This is a genomic window from Paenibacillus sp. GYB004 (assembly GCF_036577605.1).
Classification (GTDB): Bacteria; Bacillota; Bacilli; order Paenibacillales; family NBRC-103111; genus Paenibacillus_AB; species Paenibacillus_AB oceani.
This window is the reverse complement of sequence record NZ_JARBDB010000059.1, coordinates 43428-67474: the sequence shown is the minus strand read 5'-3', so window position 1 is coordinate 67474 and position 24047 is coordinate 43428. Positions and strand designations below refer to the sequence as shown.

At 56.3% G+C, this 24047-nt stretch carries 22 protein-coding genes; 8 read left to right on the top strand and 14 right to left on the bottom strand.

Annotated elements, in window-relative coordinates; genetic code table 11:
• Window positions 1–284: 284 nt before the first annotated feature.
• The 5 genes from PV433_RS25475 to PV433_RS25455 all read right to left on the bottom strand — a co-directional run bounded on the left by PV433_RS25475 (window position 285) and on the right by PV433_RS25455 (window position 5464).
• On the bottom strand, window positions 285–1007 hold the full coding sequence (locus PV433_RS25475; RefSeq protein WP_332074842.1) for a hypothetical protein: 723 nt from the start codon (window positions 1005–1007) through the stop codon (window positions 285–287).
• Between the two features lie 255 nt (window positions 1008–1262).
• Window positions 1263–2618, bottom strand: coding sequence for a type I glutamate--ammonia ligase (gene glnA / locus PV433_RS25470; RefSeq protein ID WP_332074841.1), 1356 nt, complete (start codon window positions 2616–2618; stop codon window positions 1263–1265).
• Window positions 2615–2812 carry a hypothetical protein gene (locus PV433_RS25465; RefSeq protein ID WP_332074840.1) on the bottom strand — a complete coding sequence of 66 codons (198 nt, stop codon included), beginning with the start codon at window positions 2810–2812 and terminating at the stop codon, window positions 2615–2617. Before PV433_RS25465 ends, glnA begins: the two co-directional genes overlap by 4 nt.
• Window positions 2813–2818: 6 nt before the next feature.
• On the bottom strand, window positions 2819–2944 hold the full coding sequence (locus PV433_RS25460; protein WP_332074839.1) for a hypothetical protein: 126 nt from the start codon (window positions 2942–2944) through the stop codon (window positions 2819–2821).
• A 624-nt stretch (window positions 2945–3568) separates the two neighbouring features.
• Window positions 3569–5464 carry a PrkA family serine protein kinase gene (locus PV433_RS25455; protein WP_332074838.1) on the bottom strand — a complete coding sequence of 632 codons (1896 nt, stop codon included), beginning with the start codon at window positions 5462–5464 and terminating at the stop codon, window positions 3569–3571.
• Between the two features lie 260 nt (window positions 5465–5724).
• On the opposite strand from PV433_RS25455, the gene PV433_RS25450 reads away from it, so the two are divergent.
• The 3 genes from PV433_RS25450 to PV433_RS25440 all read left to right on the top strand — a co-directional run bounded on the left by PV433_RS25450 (window position 5725) and on the right by PV433_RS25440 (window position 9638).
• A complete protein-coding gene (locus PV433_RS25450) occupies window positions 5725–6432 on the top strand; it encodes a DUF2161 domain-containing phosphodiesterase (protein ID WP_332074837.1) in 708 nt (235 codons plus the stop codon).
• Window positions 6433–6572: 140 nt separating this feature from the next.
• On the top strand, window positions 6573–7688 hold the full coding sequence (locus PV433_RS25445) for a polysaccharide deacetylase family protein (RefSeq protein ID WP_332074836.1): 1116 nt from the start codon (window positions 6573–6575) through the stop codon (window positions 7686–7688).
• 183 nt (window positions 7689–7871) lie between these two features.
• Window positions 7872–9638: an Imm51 family immunity protein gene (locus PV433_RS25440; RefSeq protein WP_332074835.1), complete on the top strand. Its 1767-nt coding sequence runs from the start codon at window positions 7872–7874 to the stop codon at window positions 9636–9638.
• A gap of 46 nt (window positions 9639–9684) precedes the next feature.
• Here PV433_RS25440 and PV433_RS25435 read toward each other — a convergent pair whose 3' ends face one another.
• The 3 genes from PV433_RS25435 to PV433_RS25425 all read right to left on the bottom strand — a co-directional run bounded on the left by PV433_RS25435 (window position 9685) and on the right by PV433_RS25425 (window position 11017).
• Window positions 9685–10407 carry a diphthine--ammonia ligase gene (locus PV433_RS25435; RefSeq protein ID WP_332074834.1) on the bottom strand — a complete coding sequence of 241 codons (723 nt, stop codon included), beginning with the start codon at window positions 10405–10407 and terminating at the stop codon, window positions 9685–9687.
• A 63-nt stretch (window positions 10408–10470) separates the two neighbouring features.
• Complete coding sequence (locus PV433_RS25430) at window positions 10471–10671, bottom strand: hypothetical protein (RefSeq protein ID WP_190931575.1); 201 nt, start codon at window positions 10669–10671, stop codon at window positions 10471–10473.
• A 214-nt stretch (window positions 10672–10885) separates the two neighbouring features.
• Window positions 10886–11017, bottom strand: a complete 132-nt coding sequence (locus tag PV433_RS25425; RefSeq protein ID WP_332074833.1) for a hypothetical protein — start codon at window positions 11015–11017, stop codon at window positions 10886–10888.
• A gap of 104 nt (window positions 11018–11121) precedes the next feature.
• On the opposite strand from PV433_RS25425, the gene PV433_RS25420 reads away from it, so the two are divergent.
• On the top strand, window positions 11122–11496 hold the full coding sequence (locus tag PV433_RS25420) for a helix-turn-helix domain-containing protein (protein ID WP_332074925.1): 375 nt from the start codon (window positions 11122–11124) through the stop codon (window positions 11494–11496).
• Between the two features lie 51 nt (window positions 11497–11547).
• Here PV433_RS25420 and PV433_RS25415 read toward each other — a convergent pair whose 3' ends face one another.
• A complete protein-coding gene (locus tag PV433_RS25415; protein WP_332074832.1) occupies window positions 11548–14295 on the bottom strand; it encodes a hypothetical protein in 2748 nt (915 codons plus the stop codon).
• A 338-nt stretch (window positions 14296–14633) separates the two neighbouring features.
• A complete protein-coding gene (locus PV433_RS25410) occupies window positions 14634–15575 on the bottom strand; it encodes an NAD(P)/FAD-dependent oxidoreductase (protein WP_332074831.1) in 942 nt (313 codons plus the stop codon).
• Between the two features lie 169 nt (window positions 15576–15744).
• Between PV433_RS25410 and PV433_RS25405 the strand changes: the two genes are divergently transcribed.
• From PV433_RS25405 to PV433_RS25395, 3 genes are read left to right on the top strand one after another with little or no spacing between them, the layout of a single operon-like run.
• Entirely contained in the window at window positions 15745–17367 is a 1623-nt protein-coding gene (locus PV433_RS25405) for a response regulator transcription factor (RefSeq protein ID WP_332074830.1), read from the top strand.
• 5 nt (window positions 17368–17372) lie between these two features.
• Window positions 17373–17819: a hypothetical protein gene (locus tag PV433_RS25400; protein ID WP_332074829.1), complete on the top strand. Its 447-nt coding sequence runs from the start codon at window positions 17373–17375 to the stop codon at window positions 17817–17819.
• The gene (locus PV433_RS25395) at window positions 17816–18883 is read left to right on the top strand and encodes a phosphodiester glycosidase family protein (protein ID WP_332074828.1); all 1068 of its coding nucleotides are present in this window, start codon (window positions 17816–17818) and stop codon (window positions 18881–18883) included. The genes PV433_RS25400 and PV433_RS25395 overlap by 4 nt, the downstream gene beginning before the upstream one ends.
• A 535-nt stretch (window positions 18884–19418) precedes the next feature.
• Here PV433_RS25395 and hisS read toward each other — a convergent pair.
• The 3 genes from hisS to trmL form a co-directional block, all read right to left on the bottom strand.
• Entirely contained in the window at window positions 19419–20711 is a 1293-nt protein-coding gene (gene hisS, locus PV433_RS25390; RefSeq protein WP_332074827.1) for a histidine--tRNA ligase, read from the bottom strand.
• Window positions 20712–21187: 476 nt separating this feature from the next.
• On the bottom strand, window positions 21188–21436 hold the full coding sequence (locus PV433_RS25385) for an AbrB/MazE/SpoVT family DNA-binding domain-containing protein (protein WP_190931319.1): 249 nt from the start codon (window positions 21434–21436) through the stop codon (window positions 21188–21190).
• Window positions 21437–21540: 104 nt separating this feature from the next.
• Entirely contained in the window at window positions 21541–22005 is a 465-nt protein-coding gene (gene trmL, locus PV433_RS25380) for a tRNA (uridine(34)/cytosine(34)/5-carboxymethylaminomethyluridine(34)-2'-O)-methyltransferase TrmL (protein ID WP_332074826.1), read from the bottom strand.
• Window positions 22006–22219: 214 nt separating this feature from the next.
• Between trmL and PV433_RS25375 the strand changes: the two genes are divergently transcribed.
• On the top strand, window positions 22220–22933 hold the full coding sequence (locus PV433_RS25375) for a response regulator transcription factor (protein WP_332074924.1): 714 nt from the start codon (window positions 22220–22222) through the stop codon (window positions 22931–22933).
• Between the two features lie 284 nt (window positions 22934–23217).
• Here the strand turns inward: PV433_RS25375 and PV433_RS25370 are convergent, their stop codons facing one another.
• Window positions 23218–24036 (bottom strand): hypothetical protein, encoded by an 819-nt coding sequence (locus tag PV433_RS25370; RefSeq protein WP_332074825.1) that lies wholly within the window; start codon window positions 24034–24036, stop codon window positions 23218–23220.
• Window positions 24037–24047 lie beyond the last annotated feature (11 nt).

Sequence of the window (24047 nt, the reverse complement as noted above, 5' to 3'; positions counted from 1 at the left end):
CCCATTTTCTCCGCCCACGCTTCGATCATGTTTATCATCTCCTTTGCTAACGTGTAACGCACAGGAGCCGCTTTGTGAATCGAAATCAATGTTGCATCCGCTTCCATTGTACAGCAAATATCTTCCAACTTAAAAAGGAAATTATTCCTCAAGACTTATCTCGGCAACCCGTCAGCTGCCGCCGTCCCGGATGATGTCCCGCAGACATGCGCAAAGACGCTTCCAACCCCGCCGTCGAAGCGGGAGGAAACGTCTCTTTCCCTGCCCGGTGTATGCCGTTTCGTTCAAGCAGGCGGCTTCTTCTCCGTCCGCCCGTGTTCCCGCATCATCTTGTGCATGCCGAACGCTCTTCGGGCGCTGGACTCTTCTTTTTTGAGCGCCAATCGGAGCAGAACGCCCATAATCCCGCCTGTCATAAACAGAAGCAGCAGCGGCATCGAGCCGCTCTCATACATGTCGTGACCGGAAACGGCCACGATTCCGTAACCGATCAGGCTCAGGACAAGCAGGGTGACGTTCAGCCGGTTCCAGTGCACCGGAGCGAATACCGAATCCGGAACGAACGTGTAGCCCAGCCGGTATTTGCCGAACAGATAAGCGGCCAGGAAGGCGATGGCCGCCGTGGCGCATTGAACGGCCGCCCCTTTCCAGGTGACATAAAGCACCTCGACCGGCGACAGCCCGAGCCGGTACACCGCGAAGAGGACGGACTTCTGCACAAGAAGATACGCCAAGTAGCCGTAGGTCGTCATTAAACCTGCGTAAAAGGGCTGAATCCGATAAATTTGCCATAAGAAGAGAAATACGACGGGCGGCTGCAGCAGCGTAAAGGCCAGTTTGATCTGCAGCGTGTGAAACACGACGTAGGAAAACAAAGACAACAAAAACGCCGTAAACAGCAGCTGTCCTGCGTAATCCCGCAGCTGGAATCGAAACATAGTGAACATTAATACGACAAGCGCGAGCCACTCCAGCGAGGAGAACGATAGAAACAAGATGACATGCATTGGTGGTGTACGCCCCTAATCCTTAACTCCGGCACGAGTCCGATCCTATTTTCTTCCCTATTATACTACGGGTTCCGTTCATATAAAAAGCGGCAGGCCGAAGTAAAAATCGGAAAAACCGGGGCGGGTATATTCGGACACGATCCTGACGGGCATAAACGGCCTAAAACGCCAGACGCCGCGCAGGAGAGCTTGCTTCTCCGTGCACGGCGCCGAACTTGCCGATGCCTGCAAACCGGCAGGCTTGTTCCGAATCTAGAGCCGTCCCAAATACCGGTCCGTCTCCCACGCATGAACGACTGCGGCATATTCATCCGCTTCCTGCTGTTTCAGGCTGATATACATCTCGAATGCGGCGGGTCCAAGCGTCTCCCGGATAAGCTCGTCGCTGCGCATCTCGTCCAGCGCCTCGTGCAAGTCGCGCGGGTAGCGGCCGATCCGGGCTTTGTCGCGCTCCTCGGCGCTCATCCGGTGAATATTGCCTGCCGCCTCCTCCGGCGGCTCGAGCCGGGAAGCGACGCCTTCCAGTCCGGCTCTCAGCATAACCGCGAAGACGAGATACGGATTGGCAGCCGGGTCCGGCGTCCGCAGTTCGACCCGCGTCCCGCTCCCGCGTGCGGACGGAATCCGGACGAGCGCCGTTCGGTTGCTCGACGACCAGGCGATATGGGTCGGCGCTTCGTAGCCGGGAAGCAGCCGCTTGTAGGAGTTCACGATCGGGTTGGAGATCGCGGCTATCCCTTTGGCATGCTTCAGCAGACCTCCGATATAATAACGCGCCGTATCGCTCAATCCGTCCGGACTGCCGTTGTCGAAGAAGACGTTGACTCCGTCCAGCGACTGCAGCGACTGGTTGCAGTGCATCGCATTGCCGTTTTGCCCGGCGAACGGCTTCGGCATAAAGGACGCGTGCTGGCCGTTGCGGTGGGCGACATGCTTGACGATCTGACGGAACGTCATCCACCGGTCGGCAGCCGCGAGCGCTTCCCCGTATTTGAAGTCGATCTCGTGCTGGCCGTGGGCAACTTCGTGATGGACCGCCTCCAGCATAAAGCCTTGCCGCTTCATCTCCGAGGCGATCTCCATCCGGGTCCGCTCTCCGCGGTCGGCCGGGCCCCCGTCGAAGTAGCCCACCTCGTCATGCGCCTTCCGGATCGGCTCTCCGAGCTCGTTCGTCTCGAATAGGAAAAACTCTCCCTCCAGGCCGACATTCAGCCTGCAGCCGAGCCGCGCGGCTTCCTTCAGCGCCCGCTTCAGGATCGAGCGCGAACAGCATTCGGCCGTCTCTCCGCCGGGCCGGAGCACATCGCAGTACACATACGCGACACGGCCCCGCTCGGCCTCGAACGCATCGACTCTCAGCGTGGACAAGTCCGGCATCAGCCTCAGCTCGGACTGCTCGACACGGGCAAAGCCCTTCACCGACGAGCCGTCAAACATCGTCTTGCCCGCCATAATCGTCTCGAACTCATCCATATGGGCGTAAACGGTTTTGACAGAGCCGAGCAGATCGGTAAACTGCAGCCCGATAAACTCGATTTTCCGGCTGATCAGCTTTTCCCGTATCTGTTCGTTCCCGCTAAGCGCGGCCGGCGCGCCCGCCGCGCTCATAAGCGTACCTTCTCTCTGCCGCCGCTGGGCATATCGGAAAGCCTAGTCGCCGATACGACGGCGCTCGTTTGTTTTGCCGGTTGAACCGTGCGCTTCTTACTTCCGGATAAATTGTCAAACCAGGACGCATCCGCCGGACCGCCGAGCATCGGGTGCTCGCCGTATCTCTCGTCCTGCGACTGGTGATCGTTCAAATTCGTCTAGCCGCCCTCGATCGCGTTTATCCGGAATACGAATTGTTCCGTGACCGCTTTCAGGCGCCCTCTCTCTTTTTCAGGGATTTGCGTAAGCTTGTCGATGTCGGTTACGTACCTCGGCTGTGCCATGCGCATTCCTCCTTACCGAATTGATGTCGGCGTCTATGACGACATGGTATCCAGTTTACCGTAATCGGCCGGGGAGGGGAAACGGGCACAGCTTCGAGAATCGGGCGTTATCCGGGCTGACCGGGGCTCAGGGGAGGTTACCCCAGAGAAATAGAAAAATACGCCAATATCCTTCCGCATCCTATGGAAAATGGTTGGAAGGAGAACGGCTTAGTATTTGGATTGTATGCGCTCACAGTAGGGAGTAAAATTCCAAATCCCGAACGGCTTGTCTGTCGTCCAAGCCGCTTCCGTACAACTCGTCCCCGGAGATAGGAAGCGGCCCGGTTGCGAATCCCCTACCTTACAATCCTTATTCAATCAAGGGATTCCGGACAACCTGTTGAGCAGAAGAAGGTAGCTTTTCACTTGGAACGGCCTGCTAACACTTCTACACATTGAATCGACAGCCTCACAAACCGCTCTTATTCGTTTTCCCTTTGCTCATAAGCGGGCACACAGGGTCAAGCTGCATCGATGACGGCCTGCGGCACTTGCGCGCATCTTAGCATAACGAACAGGCACAACGCCGGCGGTGGCTCCGCCGGACCCTTGTGCCTGTTGACCGTACCGCAGACGCTCGGACTACCGGTTTAACAAACTGCCGACGTAACGCAGCATTTCATTGGCGCATACCGGGCAGTAACCGTGCTCGTCGATGAGCCGCTTCGTTACCTCGTTTATTTTTTTCAGCTGATTCTCGTCCGGCGTTTTGGTCGATGTCGTAATTTTGACGATATCTTTCAAATCGGCGAACAGCTTTTTCTCGATCGCTTCGCGCAGCCGCTCGTGGCTGTTATAATCGAACCGCTTGCCCTTACGTGAGTACGTCGACATCCGGATCAGGATTTCTTCGCGGAACGCTTTTTTGGCGTTCTCGGATATGCCGATCTGCTCCTCGATCGAGCGCATCAGCCGCTCATCGGGGTCCATCTCCTCGCCGGTCAGCGGATCGCGGATTTTTTGCCAGTTGCAGTACGCTTCGACGTTGTCGAGGTAGTTGTCGAACAGCGTCTTGGCCGACTCCTCGTACGAGTAGACGAACGCCTTCTGGATTTCCTTCTTCGCCAGCTCGTCGTACTCCTTGCGCGCGACCCCTATGTAATTCAGAAACCGCTCGCGTTCCTCCTTCGTAATCGACGGATGCTGATCGAGCCCGTCCTTGATCGCCCGCAGCACGTCGAGCGCATTCATGCATTTCAGATCGTGACGGATGAGCGCGCTTGAGATCCGGTTGATGATGTAGCGCGGATCGATACCCGACATGCCTTCCTCGGCGAACTCGCTTTGCATTTCCTTCAGATCGGCTTCCTTCAGCCCTTCGATCGATTCCCCGTCGTACATCTTCATCTTTTTAATCAGATCGACGCCTTGCTTTTTCGTTTCCTTGAGCCGGGTCAGTATCGTGAAGATAGCGGACGTCCGGAGCGTATGCGGGGCGATATGAATATGCTTCATGTCGCTCTGCCCGATCAGCTTGCGGTAAATTTTCTCCTCCTCGGATACTTTCAGGTTGTAAGGGACGGGCATGACGATAATACGCGACTGGAGCGCTTCGTTTTTCTTATTCGAAATAAACGATTTGTACTCCGATTCGTTCGTATGGGCGACGATCAATTCATCCGCCGAGATGAGCGCGAACCGGCCCGCCTTGAAATTGCCCTCCTGAGTTAGCGATAGCAGGTTCCACAAAAACTTCTCGTCGCACTTGAGCATTTCCTGGAATTCCATCAGACCGCGGTTCGCCTTGTTCAGCTCTCCGTCGAACCGGTAAGCGCGCGGGTCCGACTCGGAGCCGAACTCCGTAATCGTGGAGAAGTCGATGCTGCCGGTCAGGTCGGCGATATCCTGCGACTTCGGGTCCGACGGGCTGAAGGTGCCGATCCCGGTCCTATCCTCCTCGGACAGCAGCACCCGTTCAACGAGCACGTCTTCGATCCGCCCGTCATGTTCCGTCTTCAGACGCATCTGGCAAGCCGGACACAGATTGCCCTCAATCCTTACGCCGAGCGCTTTCTCGACCTCGGGACGAAGCTCCATCGGAACGAGATGCAGCGGCTCCTCGTGCATCGGGCAGCCTTTAATACCGTACAGCGCTCCTTCCTCCGAACGCGAATAACGCTCCAACCCCCGCTTCAGCATCGTAACGATCGTCGATTTTCCGCCGCTGACCGGGCCCATCAGCAGCAAGATCCGTTTGCGAACATCGAGACGCCTTGCCGCGGAATGGAAATACTCCTCGACCAGCTTCTCCAGGGTCCGGTCCAAACCGAACATTTCGTTCTCGAAGAAACGGTACCTCCTGAAACCGTTGTCCTCCGTGATGCCGTGCCATGCGATCATATCATACACACGCGCATGCGCGGTCTTGGCTACGCTCGGATTGTCCTTGACGATTTCGACATATTCGGCAAACGTACCGGTCCAGGACGCTTTCTCCTGCTCTTGTCGGTGTTCTGTTATCCGTTTGAAAATATCCATGGTAACCTCCTTTCATCTGCACGCGTCAAGACGGTTCACCCTTCCGAATGTTAAACTCGCACGCTCCAGCTTCCATGCTTGGGCTATTTGATTTTGCAGCGTATTAAATACGTATGCGCCTGCCCGGCATTAATTGCCCGAAAATTTTACTTCCGAACCAGTTCCGCCCCTTGAAAATCAATGAAAACGGCTGGATACAAGTTCCTGCGGCGTACGTATATGCTATAATGAAACTACTGAAAACAAGGAGACCTGTACACGTGCCGATCCGAAGCGAAACCGAACTGTACGAACCGGTCAAACGCTACATGGAGGCGCTTGGCTACGAAGTGCGCGGCGAAGTGCACCACTGCGATCTGGTCGCGCTGCGCGGCGACGAACCTCCGGTCATCGTGGAGTTGAAGAAGACGTTCAACATTCCGTTGCTCATTCAGGGGATCGACAGGCTGCAGCAGTCCGACCACGTATATGTCGCCGTCGAGATGCCCGAGTCCGGGAAAGCCCCCCACGGCGCGTCCTGGTCCGATCTGTCCCGTCTGTGCCGCCGTCTCGGCCTGGGCCTGATTACGGTGCGGTTTTATAAAACCCGCAAGCCTGCCGTTAACGTCGTATGCGATCCGGAGCCATACATGCCGCGGAAAAGCAAGGTGAAGGCGTCCCGGCTCGTACACGAATTCCGCGAACGCAGCGGAGATTACAACGTCGGCGGCAGCACGAAGCGCAAGCTGATGACTGCCTACCGGGAGAAGGCGCTCGCCTGCGCACAAGCGCTGCAGCTGCACGGCGACCTGACGCCCAAGCGGCTGCGGGAATTGACCGGGAACCCGAAAGTGGCGCTTCTTTTACAAAAAAATTATTACCGCTGGTTCGAGCGGACCGGGCGCGGCATCTACCGCCTCACGCCTATCGGCGAGCAGGCGCTGCAGCAGTACAGTCATGTCCTGCACAAAGCCGTTCCTTCCGAGTAACGGGAGACCGCCTGCAGGACCGGACTGCCGGACATGCGTCAGTGCGCGGTCGCGGGGTTAAGCATGGAATCCTGCATCCGAAGATAAGATGTAACAGAACAGATGAACCGGATTGATTATCGCTGCGGGGGTTGGGATGAATGGTGGGTCATGTGGTTTCAAGAACAAGGCTTTTGCGGCAAAAAACCGCGCCGCTGTGGGTAGCCGCGGCTTTGCTGTGCGCGGGCTGCGCGGGAGCGGAGCGGGACATCCTGACGATATCGCAGGACCGCACGCATGAGGGACTGAGCTCCTCCGAATCGCTGCCGCCGCTTGCCCCGTCCGCGCCGGCTCCGACAGATCATACGCCGGCCGTCTCCGAAAGCGCCGGCCCGGCCGGCACGCTGCCCGGACATGGAAGCGATTCCATAAAATCACAGAGAGACGGTTCCGTTGACCCGAATGGTTCAGCAGCAGCCGCGATCTCATCCCCGGCTGCGGCAGGCAGCATCTCCCTAGCCGGAGACGCCTCTGCGGCGACCGCCGGCCCGGGCGCGCAGAACGGCGGAACGCCGCCGCTGGAGCAACCATCGTCATCCGATAAGCCGGCCGTGAAGAAGAAGTTTTCCATTCCGGTGCTGAACTATCACAGCATCGATGTGAATCCGGACAACAATGCCGTTCTCGATCCGAAGAAGCTCGATGAACAGATGGCCCACCTCGCAAGCGAAGGGTACAAGACGCTGACGCTCCGGGAATTTATCGACATCTGGGACGGCAAACGGGAAGCCCCGGACAAGGCCGTCTTGCTTACGTTCGACGACGGCTACACCGACAACTATACCAACGCGATGCCTATATTAAAGAAATACGACTTCCGCGCCACGATGTTCGTCTCCGTCGGCATGACCGGCCAGGACGGCTACTTCGCGGACTGGGATCAGATCCGCGCGATGCGTGACGCCGGATGGGACATCCAGCCCCACGGCGCGACCCACCCGTACTTGAACAAGCTGAGCGCGGAGGAACAGGAGCTGGAGATTGCCGAATCGATCAAGCAGCTCAAGGAGCATACGGGAGTCGATACGCTCGCCTTTTGTTATCCGTACGGGAATCGCAATGCGACTACGCTGAAGCTGCTGGAGAAGCACGGCGTCCGCTTCGCCTTCACGATCGATCAGGGGCACACCGAACCGTCGCAGTCTCCGCTTGAACTCAAACGAATTTTCATCGGAGGCAAGGAAAGCATGGCGACGTTTTTGAAAAAGCTGAAGTGACGGCATTCTGGCCGTTTACTGCAACCAATAGAACGCACCGACGCCACAGCCTCTGCGCTGCGGCGTTTTTTGCACCGCTTTCCTCCTGATTGGGTCCCGCATCCGAGGTTACAGCAACCTAACCTGCTATTTTAGCGTCTAATACCTGTGTCAAAGATTTACATTCGAATCAGAGGTGACATCATGGACCAATCGCTCTTGAAGCAGCTCACCCGCTGGCACAAGCACAGCGAGCACCAGAAAATCGTCAGCGCGTTACTGGAGATTCCTGAAACGGAACGGGACTACGACGCCGTCTGCCTTCTCGCCCGGGCGTTCAACAATCTGGATCGTTACGAAGAAGCCGTCCGGCAGCTGCTGATCGTCGAGGGGCAGGGCAGGCAAGACCCGCTGTGGCATTTCCGCCTCGGCTACGCTTACTATTATCTGAAACGCTACGACGAAGCCGTTCACGCGTTTGGGGATGCGGACAAGCTCGATCCCGGAGATCCCGATACGTTGGACTTTTTGACTTCAAGCCGTCAGGAAGCCGGGAAGCCGCATAGTCAAGTTACCCGAAGCAAGCGAGTGAAACCGGACAACGCAAGCGGCACCGGAACACCGGCAGACGGTGACTTCTTCGGCCAGATCGATTTCACCCGGTTCTGGGACGATTCGGACTATGCACGAAAGGAATACGTGTCGGAACCGCCGACAGACGAGCTGATCGCTTCCATCGAAGAGGAGCTGGGCTATAAGCTGCCGGCCTCTTATATCGCCATGATGAAAATACATAACGGCGGAATTCCCGTCCATACGTGTTTCCCTACCGACAATGCCACCTCTTGGGCTGAGGATCATATCTCCATATCCGGAATTATGGGAATCGGACGGGAGAAAGCCTACTCGCTGTGCGGTGAGTTCGGCAGTCCTTTTATGATTGAGGAATGGGGCTATCCCGACATCGGCGTCGTTATCTGCGACTGTCCGTCCGCCGGTCATGATGTGATCATGCTGGATTACCGCGAGTGCGGCAGGGACGGGGAACCGGCCGTCGTTCATGTCGACCAGGAAGCGGACTACAACATTACGTTCCTGGCCCCTGATTTCGCCGCTTTCATCCAAGGATTGGTCCATGAGGACGTGTACGATACGTCCGAAGAGGACAAGCAGGAGGATTTCCGGAAAGTCGCTGCCGGCAAATTCTCGCCCCTGCTTGCGGAGTTATGCGTCAAGGTGGACGAAGTGGAGCGGATCGAACACGTCATCCGTACGATCTGCACCCAAATCGTAGAGGAGAAAGGGTTTTTCGCGCTGCATGCGGACGAACGCTCGATGCTGATGTACGATCTGCAGTTTTGGCTGTATACGAAATCGTATCCGCAAACAACCCGCGACCGGTATCTGGGCGTCTATGAACAGATGATCGCTTTCGGCGGCGAGTTCAGCACTGGAGGGTATGCCCCCGGTTTTATTACCGATTGGCTGGATAACCGCTTGCAGCAAGGGCTGATTGTGGAGAAGGACGGCACATTGCAGCTAACAGCGGCGGCGACGGATGATTTGATCGACCGGCTGAAAGCTGTTGATATTCCGGGATCGCCCGAACAGGACGAGGAGTCGTTTGAAACAGTTGCCGATCAGATCCGGCCGTTCGTGCTGGTCCAACATGACAGCGGCAATGTGTCCATGATTTTGAACGTCGGTGAGTACAAAGCCGAGCTATTCGAGTTGAGGGCGGACGAGGGATTTGAAGGTAACGGCTACGACTGGGGTTCGCTTGCGGCCGTTTTCCTGGAGGAGAAGATGCCTGAGCTGGCCGGCGTTATCCGGTTTGACCCGGAAGCGAGTATGTTCTGCGCCTACTCCAGCGAGAGAGAAGCGATGTACCGTTTCGCTACCGGGTTTAAGCAAGCGTGCGAAGACGATGCGCTGATCCGGGACTTGTTTGCCCGAGCCGAACTGGATTAATCCCTATCAGAGTCCCGGCAGGAGAAAGGACCTCGAACCGCTCGGTTTAGAGGTCCTTCGTTTCCCTCTCGCTCCAGCTCCGCTCATCCAGCTCCAGCGGCAAAAAAGCGTACACCCCGTCCCTTACGATCTCGCCTTGGCGGACGGGAATCCGGTAGCGGAAAATCGGACCGCCCAAAACGGTCGTATGAAACTCCCCGCCTTCTCCGCAAGGGTCGATGCCGCGGGCCTCCAGCTCCCGGATGTACCCGATCGACAAAATTCGCCCCAGATCGTCTTCCGTCATGCCGAGCGATGTATTTACCGTTACGACGATCGTGATGAACCCGAGACGAATGAACTCTTCGACGGCTTCCCGGTGGTTCATCTCCCAAAGCGGCATCCCCAGCTGTAAGCCGGCGTTGCGGGTAACCCGGTCATGCCAGCAATCTTGAACAGGCACATCCAAATCTCCCGTGACCAGCACTTCGGCTCCTTGATGCTTCGCTTCGGCCAGCAATTCCATAAAAACGCGCTCGTAATCCGTCCAACTGGCGGCCCCGGTCCATACCGGCAAGCCGATCGACTCGGCCTGGGCCCGGATTAGACCGGGAGGCATGCCGTGTGATCTGGAACGTTTGCCCTCCTCCTCCAGCATGACGATGAGACCTACCGCATCTCCTGCGTTCATAGCTTTATACAAAGCCAGCGTGCTATCCTTCCCTCCGCTGAAAGAAGCGATAAATTTGCGCCCGTTCGCGCCGTTTTTCCAATCTGCGGCTTCCGTCATCCCCTCGTCTCCTTTCTCCTGCCAGGCATCCGTTCCGAATAAGCCGGTTATGGAGGGAAACCGTCACTCGTAGTCGTCCACTTCATTCATGAACCAGGAGATGTGTGTGCATCGATCGCATACGAGGATCGTCGCATTGCGATTCGCCCAGTCCAATCCAAAAAAAGTCGCTCCCCGGGAGTTCAACTGGCGGTAATCCTTCTGAAACGTATCGTTTTGGCAGCACGGGCAAACAATTTTGGCGTTTCCTGCAGCGTATCTCATATACTTCACTCCTTCTTCGTTATTTCTTTATGTTACGGCTTCATCCCGGGCCGGTTCCATATTTGGCGGCCATCCATCTCTTTCCCTACGAATGCCGAAAAACCTCCTTCCGCTTCAACTGCGGTATAGGAGGCTTCCGGGCGCAAGGGGGCGCTGTTCCCCGCATGCGGACGTTATGCGCTTGGTATGACCGATTCACGCATCCTGATCCGGATTATCCTTCACCCGTATCCGTTATATACAAATAGTCTCCCTTTGCTTCCTTGTGAAGGTAAAATCCGTGCGCTCCGCCCTCGAAACGCTCTCCCCAGGAACCGAGATAGTTGCCCTCTTCATCGAACTTCACAACCGAAGGGGTTCCCGTATGAAATACATATACGTTGTTGTCCGAGTCCACCTCGATTCCATGGGTAGCTGGAAGCGCAAAATGCGGCGTCCGAACTCGTGCTGATGATACTGAAGGATCATCTGAAGGAGCAGGTTCAGCCTGCAGATTCAAAACAGATGATGAACTGGATCACCTCGTACATGTCGTTCCGGTTATCCGAGCCTGTTTCGGTGGGCGAGATGGCGCGCCGGGCGAACTTGTCTCCCTCGCGGTTTACCGTTGTGTTTCGCGAACACTTCGGCATGTCCCCTTATCAATACTTGCTGCATCTGCGAGTTAGACACGCCGAGGAGCTGCTCTCCACCACGACGCTAAGCCATCAGGAAATTGCCGATTACTGCGAGTTCTCCGACCTGTATCACTTCTCCAAGTCGTTCAAGCGCTGCACCGGACAGCCTCCCTCCCACTACCGGAAAACGTCGTATATACACAAATGATCGCCCCTCCGGCCGGAAGGGCGATCTTCTTGTACCTGCTGAATTTCAGGCCTACTGCCCGCTTGCTTCCTCCTGAACGGGAACCTCGGCGGCGCTCAGCTTCTCGCACAGGTCGTGGCAGTTTACTACTTTTTCCTGCAGCATCCGGGCGGTGTAATAATAATGGTTGCTCGCTTCATACCCGATCCGCGAGTCGCGTCTCATCAGGTCGTACAATTGCCGGGTGATGCCGATCTCTCGTTCGGCCAGCTCTTTCATCCGCCGCCGGGAGCTTGCCGCTGCAGTCGGGTCATCCGCCCCGGCCAGCCGCTCCCGCTCCAGGACGAAAGCGATCTGATGGTACGTGCTGCGGAAATGGTAGTAAGCGCCCAGCGCATTATGCAGCAAATTCGTATAAGCGTCCTGCTTGTAAGAATCCGTTAGCTGACGGCCTGCCTCAATCAACTGGCCGAGCCCTTGCTTCCAGCCTTCCGTCAATAAACGGAACTGCTCCTCGAACGTCTCCGGCGGATAGATCGCCCGCCAGCGATGCACATCGTCATAAGGAAAACCTACCATCGTCGCGTTGTAGCCGGTCGGCGTCAGATGCAGCAAATTCCCGGGACCGTAGTTCATCGGAGCAGTATACACGACTGAGACATGGAACGGAAAATGGCGGAACGCTTCGCTGAAAGCGGTCGTCGCCCTCGCTATATCGCTGCCGGTCTCATCGCCAAATTTGCCTCTCAGCCAGCTGAGCGGAGCGGGCTCAGCCTCCGGAGCATCCGCCGCTGATTGGCTAGCGCCCGCCGGAGCGTCATGCCGCTCCTCGTCTGTCCCGGTCGTCCAATAGTGCCTGGACGCCATCTCCAAAGTCGGGGACGGATACCCGCCAAGCGTCCAGCTCAGCATCAGTCCGCTGACTCCCTCCTCGTTCAAGTTGCCAATGTGCTCGTTAACCAGGTCGAATACCGGCAGGAACGGGACGGCCGAGCATTCCCAAGTGTTGTTGAACTGCACCTTAGCGTACGCCTGCAACCCATGCCGGCGCGCAGCCTTCCAGACGTTCCGCGACTTATCTCCCGGTCCGACTTGCGAGATCGAGTAGTCTACGACTTGACCGGGAACCCCGCCTACGTTCGTCGGCTTCTCGTCTTCGCTTACGCTCATGACGCTGACCCCTTTCGGCAGCAGCGAGATGCAGCGCTCCAGATCAAATCCGTTCACTTCGCGCCAGCCCCACGTCCAGCATACGATCCGGGCATCCGGCTTTGCGCTGTGTGCGCCCTCGGCGATCAGACGGTTCACCTCGGCCACCACTTCAGCCGAAGTGCGCTCGGAGCAGCGGGGGCAAGTCAGCTTGGATCGGCCGGACACGGAGTAACAGTTGGTCATATTTTCCGACATCGTGATGGTGAACAGCCCCGCCAGCTCCGGAACCGACCGGAACAACGCCGCTGTCCCTTCCTTCAGATACCGCTGAACTTCCGGATGCGACGTGCACATCGAAGCGTGAGTGCCGATCGTATGCCCCTTCCAGTCCGGTCTCGCCTCGAAAAATTCCAGAGGCATGGAGCGCGGCTCGTTAAAGTACAAATAAATTCCGATCCCATAATCGGCTGCCCGTGCCGCCAGCCTGCGCAGCCCTTCCACCCGGCGTTCCCAGCCTGTCGACATCTCGGGCGCTTCGGCGAAAGGTACTAGCTGGTACAGCACGCATTGCAGCCAAACCGCATTTACCCCGGTCTCCGACAAACTTTCGAGCAAGTGTTCGGGATACGGATCAAGCTCGGGATCGAGCAGCGGATCTCCATATACGGCAAAATAAGAGTACAGCAGCCGGAAATCGTAGCGGGTCGACCGGTTCGTCACGCCCCTGGCCACGAAAGGTCCTCCCTGTTCGTTCATCCCCGACGCGATCCACTGCAAACCGCGCAGCAGCCCGTTCTCATCTACTGCCTCTACGGTAACGCGGTTGCCTTCTGCGGCGATACGATGACTTTCGCGCAGCTTGCCGGCATCCGGTGCAAGCTTCAGCTGTACAACGCTCGAGTCCGGACCGACCGGCTTGCCGCCGTCCGCCACCCGGAGCCGTAACCCCCAATCACGTTCGAGTTTACTCGCAAACCGTTCAGCGAATGTCCGGACACGGCCGGAAGCGTTTTCCGGCAAAACGATGGAAGTGCTGCCGTCCAGCGCCACCCTGTCTTCGCCGTCTGCCGGAACGGTTCCTCCGCCGGTGCTGGACGCTTCACGCTGCCGCTGAGACGCTCCGGCATAACGGAAACCGTCAAGGAAGGCAAACGGCTTCTCTGGCGCCGAGGCAAGCCCGATCCCCCATTCATTCGGCTCGGCCGCACCGTCCTCTGGGAAATAACGGGTTATCGTTGCGCGAAGCAGCTCCGTCTTCTCCCGCTCCTCTTCGGTTAGCGGACGGTAATAGACCGGCTCGATGGCCGGCTTCAGGCTGCCCATCTTAATCCATAGGAAATCGTCCTCTTTGAGCGCGAACGCCATCTGCTCTTCTGTCCAATCCAGCATAACAAGCAGCTGCTCATAAGGCAGCAGATGCCAGTTGGCGCGCAGTATCGTAATGTAGCCGCGCGACAGCCAGAGCGGATCGGCTGCTTCGGGAACGGGCAATCCGAGTCCTTCCGCAATCTCCTCCAATTCGGTGACGGTAGCCCGAAGCGTAAAAGCCAGCTTATCCGCGGCAATAAGTCCCCAGTTGCGCCAGACGACGGCTTGCAATCGTGTAGGAAAATGGGGAAACGATAGCGGCGTCCGCTGGTCGCTTTCCGCAAACAGTTCGAGTTTCATTCGATCTGCTCCTTTCATAATAGGCCCAGTTTATAAATGTTATGTGATTTATATGCTATATTATATATAATAGTTTTAACGGTAGTTGTTGTCAACGACACTTTTCTTCTGTAGGTATCCTGTTATCCAACTACAATTATTCACATTCGGGAAACAAGGGGGGTGATAACGCTGAAGCCCAAAAACGCCAGTGCGCGAAGCACTGACGTTAACAGGTAATCCGATCCCGGCTTGCATCGGCGACGGCGAATACGGCAAAGACGGCGATGTCCGCGGGAACCCTTTCTCCCGCTCTCTGCGACTTGGAACCGAATCGGGAAGAGTCTCCTGCAGCCCCCCTATTTCCGCCCGACTGTTGAGGCCGGCAGCTCCACCCCTTTGCCCATACGGCCAAGCGCCTTGTGCATCCAGATCGCCGCCTGACTTCCCTCGCCCATCGCTATGGCCACCTGTTCCGAATGTACGCCGATGTCTCCGGCCGCCCATACGTTCGGCACCGTCGTCATCTTCGTCCGGGCATCGGTCATAATATGGCCGTTCTCGTGCCGCTCTGCGCCTAACTTCTCGGCCAGTCCGGAACGAACCTCATTTCCCCCGAAGGCGATAAACCCTCGTTCCGCCCATATGTCGCCCCCGTCGCGAAGCGTAATGCCGCCGAACACCCCGTCATCCTTCTCCAGCACTGCGACGATCCGTTCCGGGATCATCGCAATCCCCGCCTCCTTCAGCCGGTTCGCCAGCTCCTGCTTGATCGGCTTGCGCTCATGGTTCACGTATAGCAAATCGCCGGTCCACCCGGACAAAGTGATCGCCATCGCCGCACCGGTATCTCCCGAGCCCATGACGATCGTCTTGCGGTTGCGCACCTCATGAGCGTCGCAATCGGGGCAGACATACACCGTTTTGCCCAGACACGGCACCAGTCCCGGCAGATCGGGAAACCGGTCGACGATACCGGTCGCAAGCAGTACGGTTCTCGCTTGATAGGTCCGCTCGGCCCCCGTCAGCTCCAGCCATTCCTCCTGACGCACCGCATCCGTGATTTCATCCTTGACGAAACGCACCCCGGTGCTTTCCGCCTGAACTCGCCCCAGCCGCCTCAGCTCGCTGCCCGACACGCCGTCCGGCCATCCGAGCAGATTGTGATAGCTGCGGCATAACGTCGAGCGCCCGTCGCCTTTATCGACCACAAGCGCCGCGTGCCCGTAACGGCCGATCTGAATAGCCGCCTGCAGACCGGCTATCCCTCCGCCGACAATCAGGCAGTCGTATACCGTCATTTCGTTCCCTCCGCTCCGATTCATTCCCTGTATAGTGTGTCCAGCGAAGGACGGATCATGCCCGACGGACCTACTGCGGTTCCTATTGTCGAATTTGTGTGATAAAATGACTTCGCCGTCTAATCCTAACAACACGAGCGACAAAATTTGCAAAGGACGGAACAGCACCATGAAAGCACTCATTGCCTCCCCCGACAAACTTCTGAGAAATATGATCCGGACAAGCATCAACTGGCCGGAAGCCGGAATCGGTTCCGTACGGGAAGCGGAAGACGAACTTTCCGCCCTGGACCTGATGGACCGGGATCGCCCCGAGCTGCTGCTGCTCGACTGGAGCATTGCGGGCACAGATGGGCCTGAGCTGCTCGGCCGCCTGCAAGCCTCCGCGCCTTTCAGCAAAATCATCGTTTTGACCGATTTCAACGATACGCACCAGCTCCGTCAAGCTATCAAATGGGGCGTGAGCGATCTGCTGCTAAAGCCGCCCGAGCTGTATCAACTGCAAGATGCGGTGCTGGCCGCCGCCGACCAATGGAGACGCGACGAGCAGATTCGCGAAAAAGAACGAACCCGGTCGCTTGAGGTCGATCGGCTCAAACCGCTATATTTGGATAAGCTGCTGTCGGATCTTTTGTCGGATTCCGTCGGATTCGGGCTGATCCGCGAACAATTGGAGCGGGAGCTTCCGTCGCTGCAGAACGCCGAAGCGTGCCGGGTCGCGATTCTCAGTCTGGACACGATCAGCCGCAGCGTCCGTGCCAAATATGCGCTGCATCCGGATCTGCTCTTCTTCTCGCTGCTGGATATATGCAATGCATATTTGATCCCGGTCGATATCGGCATTGCGTTCCGGCCGCGGAACAGCGACAAGGAAATCGTCCTACTGCTGTGGGACAACCTGGAGCATGCGGTCATCCTTCTGTCACGTATTCTCCAGTCCATCTCCAGAACAATACAGACCCGGAGCGACTTCGGGCTCGGCGATGCGGTATCGCATCCTCACAGGCTGCATCAGTCGTACAACCAGGCGTCCCAGGCGCTGCGCCGCCGCAATCTGCTCGATGAAGGCGGCTGGATTCATAAATATGACGGCGACGAACGGCCCTATCCGAACAAGGTGCATTTTGCCGACTTTGAAGAAGATATCCGCCTCGCCCTTCGCAGCGGTGAAACCGACAAAATACGTGCTTCCGTCGATGCCTTTCTTCAGGAGGTCGGACGGCTCGAGCGGATTACGGTGGATCAGGTCGAATTATGGCGGCATGAATACAACGTCATCAAGGAACGGTGGCTCCGTTATTTTTTCCACGACGGATTGCCCCCGGAGCTGAAGCTGCCTTCGGAAAGCTCCACCTTCCTGGTCCCGCTGGACGAGCAGGGCAAGCTGTCGATCGAGCTGTGGCGCAGCGAACTGACGGAGAGCTTGCTCCGTCTGGCAGGGCGGCTGAAGAAGCGGAGAAACAAAGGCGGCGGAACGATGCCTCAGATCGAAGCTTATCTGAACCGGCATTACGACCGGCAGTTGACGCTTCAGGATGTGGCGGACCGGTTTTATTTAAGCCGCGAATATATTTCTAGAAAATTTAAGCAACATTTCGGCGAGAATCTCGTCGAATACTTATGTCGAATCCGAATGGACAAAGCCCGTGCGCTGCTGGCCAACCCGCAGCTGAAAATAACCGAAATCGCCCGGATGGTCGGGTATCCGGATGAGAAATATTTCAGCAAAGTGTTCAAAAAGCAGACCGGAATGTCCCCGAACGCATTCCGCAAAATGTCGAAACCGAGGTGATCCGTATGAGCACGCCGATCGAAGCGAAAGCAGGTTCTTCCGTTGCCGCCGCAAGAAGCGCCAAGTCGGCTAAAGCAGCCAAATCTTCTAAAAAAACGTACCTGATCTTTTTCTCCAGCTGGGTTCTGCTGATCGCGACCGGCGTACTGGGAACGATGCTGTACACCGAGCAGTTGAAAAAGCAGTTGAGCGCCGAGCTTGCCAGCCAAACCGAGCTGCAGCTTCAAGCGATGCAGGCCCAGTATCAGGAACAGCTCGAACAGCTCAAAGTGTCCGTCAATGCGGATATGACGACTTTGCAGACGAAGATCGATTCGTTTAACGAGCTGCTCGCCTTTACGAAGGACAACGCGAACAGCAAAACCGACAACAGCAACCAGCTGTATACCCAGCTTGCGGAAGTGAAGAAAAAGCTGGACGAATTAAAGCAAAACCTGGACGTGTTGAAATGACGGCACGTGAGATCAACCGTTTTTTTCTGCTTGCATGCGCCCCGTTTATCGGCATGCTGGTGTGGCTGTTCTCTTTCGGCTTCGCCTTGGATATGCCCGAGCTGGTCTTTCCGTCTGCGCTTCAGCCGTTTTCCGTAACCGAGCAGGCGGTTAGGATCGATCAAAACCTCGAAGTTGCCAAGGGCAATGCAATCGCTACGCGGGGGACGATCGAGAAGTTTTTCCAGCTGTATGAGGAAAGCAACAAAGAGATGAACGCCATGGTCAAGCAGGCTGTCGCCCAAGCGGGCAGGCCCGCGCAAATCTTCGACAACCGGCTCGCAGGCGAGCTCGGCAAGCCGATTCGTACTGTCACGTCGGGCAACATCGACCTGCGCTTGTACCAGTTCTCCGATCCGAATTACAAGGGATACGCCTTGAAGGTGGAGATGAAGTCGGACCAAGCGGTTAAGATGACGCTCGGCAAAGACAAAGTCGGCGGCTCGGAGACGACGCTGGCCGCAGCGAACCGTTATGGCGCAATCGCCGGCATCAACGCCGGCGGGTTCGCGGACAGCGAGGACGGCAAGCGGTATCCGCTCAGCACAACGATGCTGGACGGCAAATACGTATACGGCTTCGAACCGACCTTCGATGACTTGGCTTTCATCGGTCTCAGCAAAGACCGGAAGCTGATCGGCGGCAAATTTGCGCGTCAGTCCGATCTGGACAAGCTGAATCCTTCCTTCGGCGCCACGTTCGTGCCGGTCTTGCTGAAGGGCGGTCAGAAGCAGGCTATCCCTTCCAAATGGCTCAATTCCCCGCGCCGCGCTCCGCGCACCGTAGTCGGGAATTTCGGCAACAACCAGCTGCTGTTCGTCGTCGCCGACGGCTACAACGAGCGGGGCAGCTCCGGCGCTACGCTGGCCGAGCTCCAGGACAAGCTGGCCAGAATGCGCGTCATCGACGCTTACAATCTGGACGGGGGCGGTTCGACATCGCTCGTATTCGAGGGCAAAGTCGTCAATAAACCGTCGGACGGACAGCTGCGCTCGCTTCCTACGCACTTTTTGTTTTTCAAGTGATTTCAGCCAATTGTGCCATAATGTTCACATTTGGGCCGTTTTCTTTTATTGATCCTTTGGGTATAATAGGGGTAGTTTGTCACGGTATTCCATCTGGGAGGTGCGACCCGGCATGTCTATTTTCGCTTCATCTACGTTCTGGATTGTCATGATCGTATTAACGATGTTTGTCGTTGCGATATTGACTTCTTCTTATAACGAAGACAAAACCAAAGGTTTGTAATCGGTTCGTTGTCCATCAGCCGCTTCGCCCTCGCTTTCGATAGCGCGGATGTAGAGCGGTTTTTTGCTGTTTGCTGCCCCCTTTGTTTCGCCGCTCCCCTTCCTTTTCCCCTCCGGGTCCCGAATAAGAGCTGCCAACCACTCTATATGCGCAAAATCACCGTTTCTGCGCCAATTAAGAGTCTCTAACAGCTCCTATAGCCCGCCGGCAGCCAGAGCCAGCATAATCCCCCCGGCTTCACCTAGCTAGGGTCTCGTTCTTCCAACTCCCAAACTTAGCTGTCGGCGCTGGCCCTAACCCTTCAGCTGCGTTTCACTTTCGCTTCGTTACCGTTTTTTCAAGCATACATACTAGTTGCTGCAACGGCGCAGTCATCTCCTCACCGGCACGCATATCTTTCAGCTTCATTTGGCCCGCAGCTGCCTCCTTTTCTCCGACCAGAACGACGTAACGCGCCCCTTCCGCAGAGGCAGCAGCCAGCGTCCGCTTTAACTTCCGGCCGGACGGCGCAAGCTTCGCCCGTATTCCAGCGTCCCGCAGCATCGACGCAGCGCGGAGCGTCTCGATCATCGTATCGCCGATCGGCACGAGCCATACCGGTTCCATCCCCAGCTCCAGCCCCCGGCCCCGGCAGCATTCCAGAATCGAATCGAGGCCGAAGGAGAGACCGACCGCTGGGCAGTTAAACTGCTCCTTGCCGGCGAGCTTGCCGATAATCGCATCGTAGCGGCCCCCGCTGGCCAGACTGGAGCCAAACGATCCGTCTGCTATGAAGCACTCGTACACCGTACCCGTATAGAAAGACAATCCTCTCGACAAAAACGGGTCGAACTTGCAGATTCCGTTCAAGCCGGTTCCTTCGAGCAGCGAGCCGAGCCTGCGGACCTCCGCCGTTCCTTCCTTGTCCGACAGCCCGTACAACGTCACCAGCTCCTCAAAATCCGGAAGCTCCTCTTCAATCAGCCGCACCACCGGACCGTACACGTCCGGCTCCAGCCCTTTATCCGCCAGTTCTTGCTCGACGCCTGTGGCACCGATCTTCTCCAGTTTGTCGAGCGTCAGCATGACCGAGGGCATCCAGGCTTCTCCAACCCCCAGCCTTCCCAGCAATTCCCCCAGAAACCGCCGGTTGTTCCACTTGATCACGATCGCAATCCCGAGCTCGCGGAATACGTCGGCGGCCAGCTGCATCAGCTCCGCTTCCGCTTCAGGGCCGTTAATCCCAGCTATATCAGCGTCGCACTGAACAAACTCGCGCAATCTGCCGCGCTTCACCGGCCCGTCGCGGAATACTTTGCCGATCTCGTATCGTTTGAACGGCAGTTCCAGGCCGGGACTGCCCGCGACGAATTTGGCGAAAGGAACGGTCAGGTCGTATCGTAATCCGAGCTCCCGGCCCCCTTGATCGGATAACGTATACATTTCCTTTAAAATCTCGTCGCCGCCCGCATATTTCGAAGCCAGCAGCGAACGCTCGTTCACGATCGCCGTCTCCATCGGCTCGAAGTCGTACAAGGCGAAACGGTCCTCCAGCACGCTGCGAATCCGGTTTCGCAGACGTTGTTCCTCCCCGCGGTAATCGAATGTTCCTTTTACATTTTGCATGCAATCTGCACTCCTTACATTTGTTTTTAGGAACAAAAAAACGCGCCGGACCTCTTGGTCCTGCGCGCTCGGTATGCCGCAGGGAGGCCAACGCGAACAGCGTTAGCCCACCCTGGAATCAAGCTTAGGGCGTGCTAACGCTTCTTGTGATGATGAAGTTGTGCGAACAAGGCTGCAGCCATGGCGTCCGCCTCCCTCATGTTCCTAATGAATGGTTCTCATTATATCTTGAAGGGACGCAATATGCAACTGTCATTCCCGAAAAGCCGGCCGGTTCAGCCGTGCTTTATAACTCGGACCAGGTGACGGTCAGCTCAGTGACTCCGTCCTTGGAAGCCAGTCCTCCATGGCCGGGCAGAAAAACGAGACAGACGAGCTTCACACGAAAAAAAGCACCGACGGCGTGCTGCCGTGATGCTATCTGTACGACTCCCATATCGGTTATGGTAATCGGAATCCTTATGCCGGGAAACTAGCTACGGTCGCACTTGAATCATCTCTCGCATACAGTTGGTGCAGATGTGCTTCTCTCTGTACTCCGTAACTCCGTTCATGTCTCCGCAAAACACACATTTCGGGCGGTAGCGCTCGAGCAGTATGTGATCGCCGGAAACCAGTATTTCCACTGGATCCCCTTCGTTCATCTTGTATCTTTTCCTTAACGATTTGGGCAATACGATTCGGCCCAACTGGTCTACTTTCCGTACTACGCCTGCCGGTCTCATCTCGTCTCACCTCGCTTCATTCCGCTTTCATCAATAGGGATTCGCCAAACAAGGATAAATTCCTTCTTTTTACAAAAAGTTCTGGTACCCGCTTTACATAACGTTTACTTCAGTCCCAGAAACGCGTTCTGCCTCAATCCTTCGAATAAAACGATCGCCGCGGCGTTAGACAAATTAAGCGAACGGACGCTGTCCGTCATCGGCATTCTCATGCACGTTTCAGCGTTGGCTTCGATCAGTTCCGCCGGCAGTCCTTTCGTTTCTTTGCCGAAGACAAAGACGTCCCCGTCCTTATAGTCAAACTCCGTATACAGCCGCTGCGCTTTCGTCGTGGCGTAGTAATAACGGCGGCTGCCGAGCTTCTCCTGAAGCTCCGCGAACGAATCGTAGTAGTGAATGTCCACCGAATGCCAATAATCGAGACCCGCCCGCTTCAGCGTTTTGTCGTCGGTCAAAAAACCGAGCGGCCGAATCAGGTGCAAAGACGTCCCCGTTGCGGCGCATGTCCGGGAAATGTTTCCTGTATTAGCTGGAATTTCGGGTTCGACGAGTACAATATGAAAAGCCAAGACTACCGTCACCTCACTGAATTTACAAAAACATACGGTTATTTTAATGAATAAACGATCGAAAGTAAACCTGGGCGAGCCATCATTTGAAGCGTGTATTTTATTGTCCTCGCATAAAATTTTACATTGATTTTACGAATCCTTAATCTTGGCATGATCTAACGGGGCGATAATAGAGATACATACTGAAAACTTGCAAGAAAGGGAGACGATGATGACGAAGAAGAAAATACTGGTGGTTGACGACGAGCCCTCGATCTCCATGCTTATCGATTTTAATTTGAAGCTGGTCGGTTATGAAGTAATGTGCGTATTCGACGGGGAAGCCGTCTTTGAAGTGATTCCGCAATTCCGTCCCGATTTGATCGTGCTCGATCTGATGCTGCCGAAAGCAAACGGCATCGAAGTATGCAAAAGGCTGCGCGAGCAAAACAACCTCGTACCGATTATTATGTTGACAGCGCTGCAGGATTTGTCGGACAAAATCGCAGGACTCGACAACGGAGCGGACGACTATATGACGAAGCCGTTTAGCCCGCAAGAGCTAATATCGCGGATTCAGGCGATTTTCCGCCGGACGAGCGCCTTACCTGCGGCCGAGATGGAAACGCTGCACATCGGACCGATCCGGATTCAGCCGGATCAGCGGGAAGTGACGCTGCACGATACGCCGATCGAGCTGACGCCGAAGGAATTCGAACTGCTGCTGTTTCTGTGCAAGCACCGGGGCAAAGTATTGAGCCGCCAGCAGCTGCTTCACGGCGTATGGGACTACCACTTCATCGGCGACACGCGGATCGTCGACGTCCACATCAGCCATCTGCGCGATAAAATCGAGAAAAACGCCCGCAATCCCGAATATATCGTCACAATCCGCAATGTCGGCTATAAGCTGACCGAGTCGGTTGCTAAGGAATCGTTAGCCTGATCCTTTCAAGCGAACTAATAAGAAGAACCGTCCGGCGTCCGGACGGTTTTTTTTGCGTGCAAACCTCAATACTTTCAAACCGCTCTTATTCCCCCTGCTACGTGGAATTCGGACAAAATAAAAGCTGCAAACCGCTCTTATTCTCACTTCCCTCTTGCCCGTGAGCGGGCTTTTCAAGAAACAACCAATTACACCGGACAGGAGGAGCGATGCTGCCTCCAGGATCTCAGAAGTAAGCCGGCACGGATCGCCGGTCAAGAAGAGAATCAGGGTTCCCGCCCCGCCTACAGCTCCATCAGCATCTTGTGGAAACGGTCCAACATGCTCCGGTACAGAGCGGGGTCGGAATCCGGCATATAAGGAGTAAACGAGAAATAACCTTTGTAGGAACGCTTCAGCAAAATCGAAGCGAGCTCCTTCACTTCGGCGTTGCCCTCACCAGGCAGCACCGGTCTCCCGTCCGCGAATAATCCGTCGTTGACCCGCAAAAACCGGATCTTCCCCTTCAGCTTGCTGTTGTAAAACGCGTGGAAAAACGGATGAGCCTTCACCCGGACAAATTCCAGAGGGTTATAGATGACAGCGGTATTCTCGTCCTTGATCCGATTGTACAAGGCGGTCAGCTTGCGGTCGTCCGATAAGCACGACGACGAATCGTTTTCGACGACCAGGCCAATCCCCTGAACTCTCGCGGCCGTAGCCAGCTTGCGGAGCGCTTCGATCTCGTCCTCTCCGGGCTCCGCCCACAATCCTGCCGACCGGCCACCTTCTGCTCTCGCCCCTTCCACTGCCGCGTCTCCCGTGCCGCGTACCGTAACCTTGACATGCTCCACGTGCAGAAGCAGCGCTTTCGCCAGCAGTTTCTTATAGTACTCGTAGTCGGTTACCGGACGGCTGCCGTTTAGCAGCACGATTTTTTTGTGGTTGGCAATCAATTGGTTCCGCCCGTACTCGACCTCTTCGCCGCTCCAATCCGCGATCGATTTGCCTTCGAGCTCGTCATTAAGCTCCATATTCGAAATTTGCAGCTCGCTGCACAACCGGATTTTCTGATCCAGACCGGCTGCCGCCCTGTCCGCCGCCAGCATACTAAAGTTAAACATGGCGCACACCC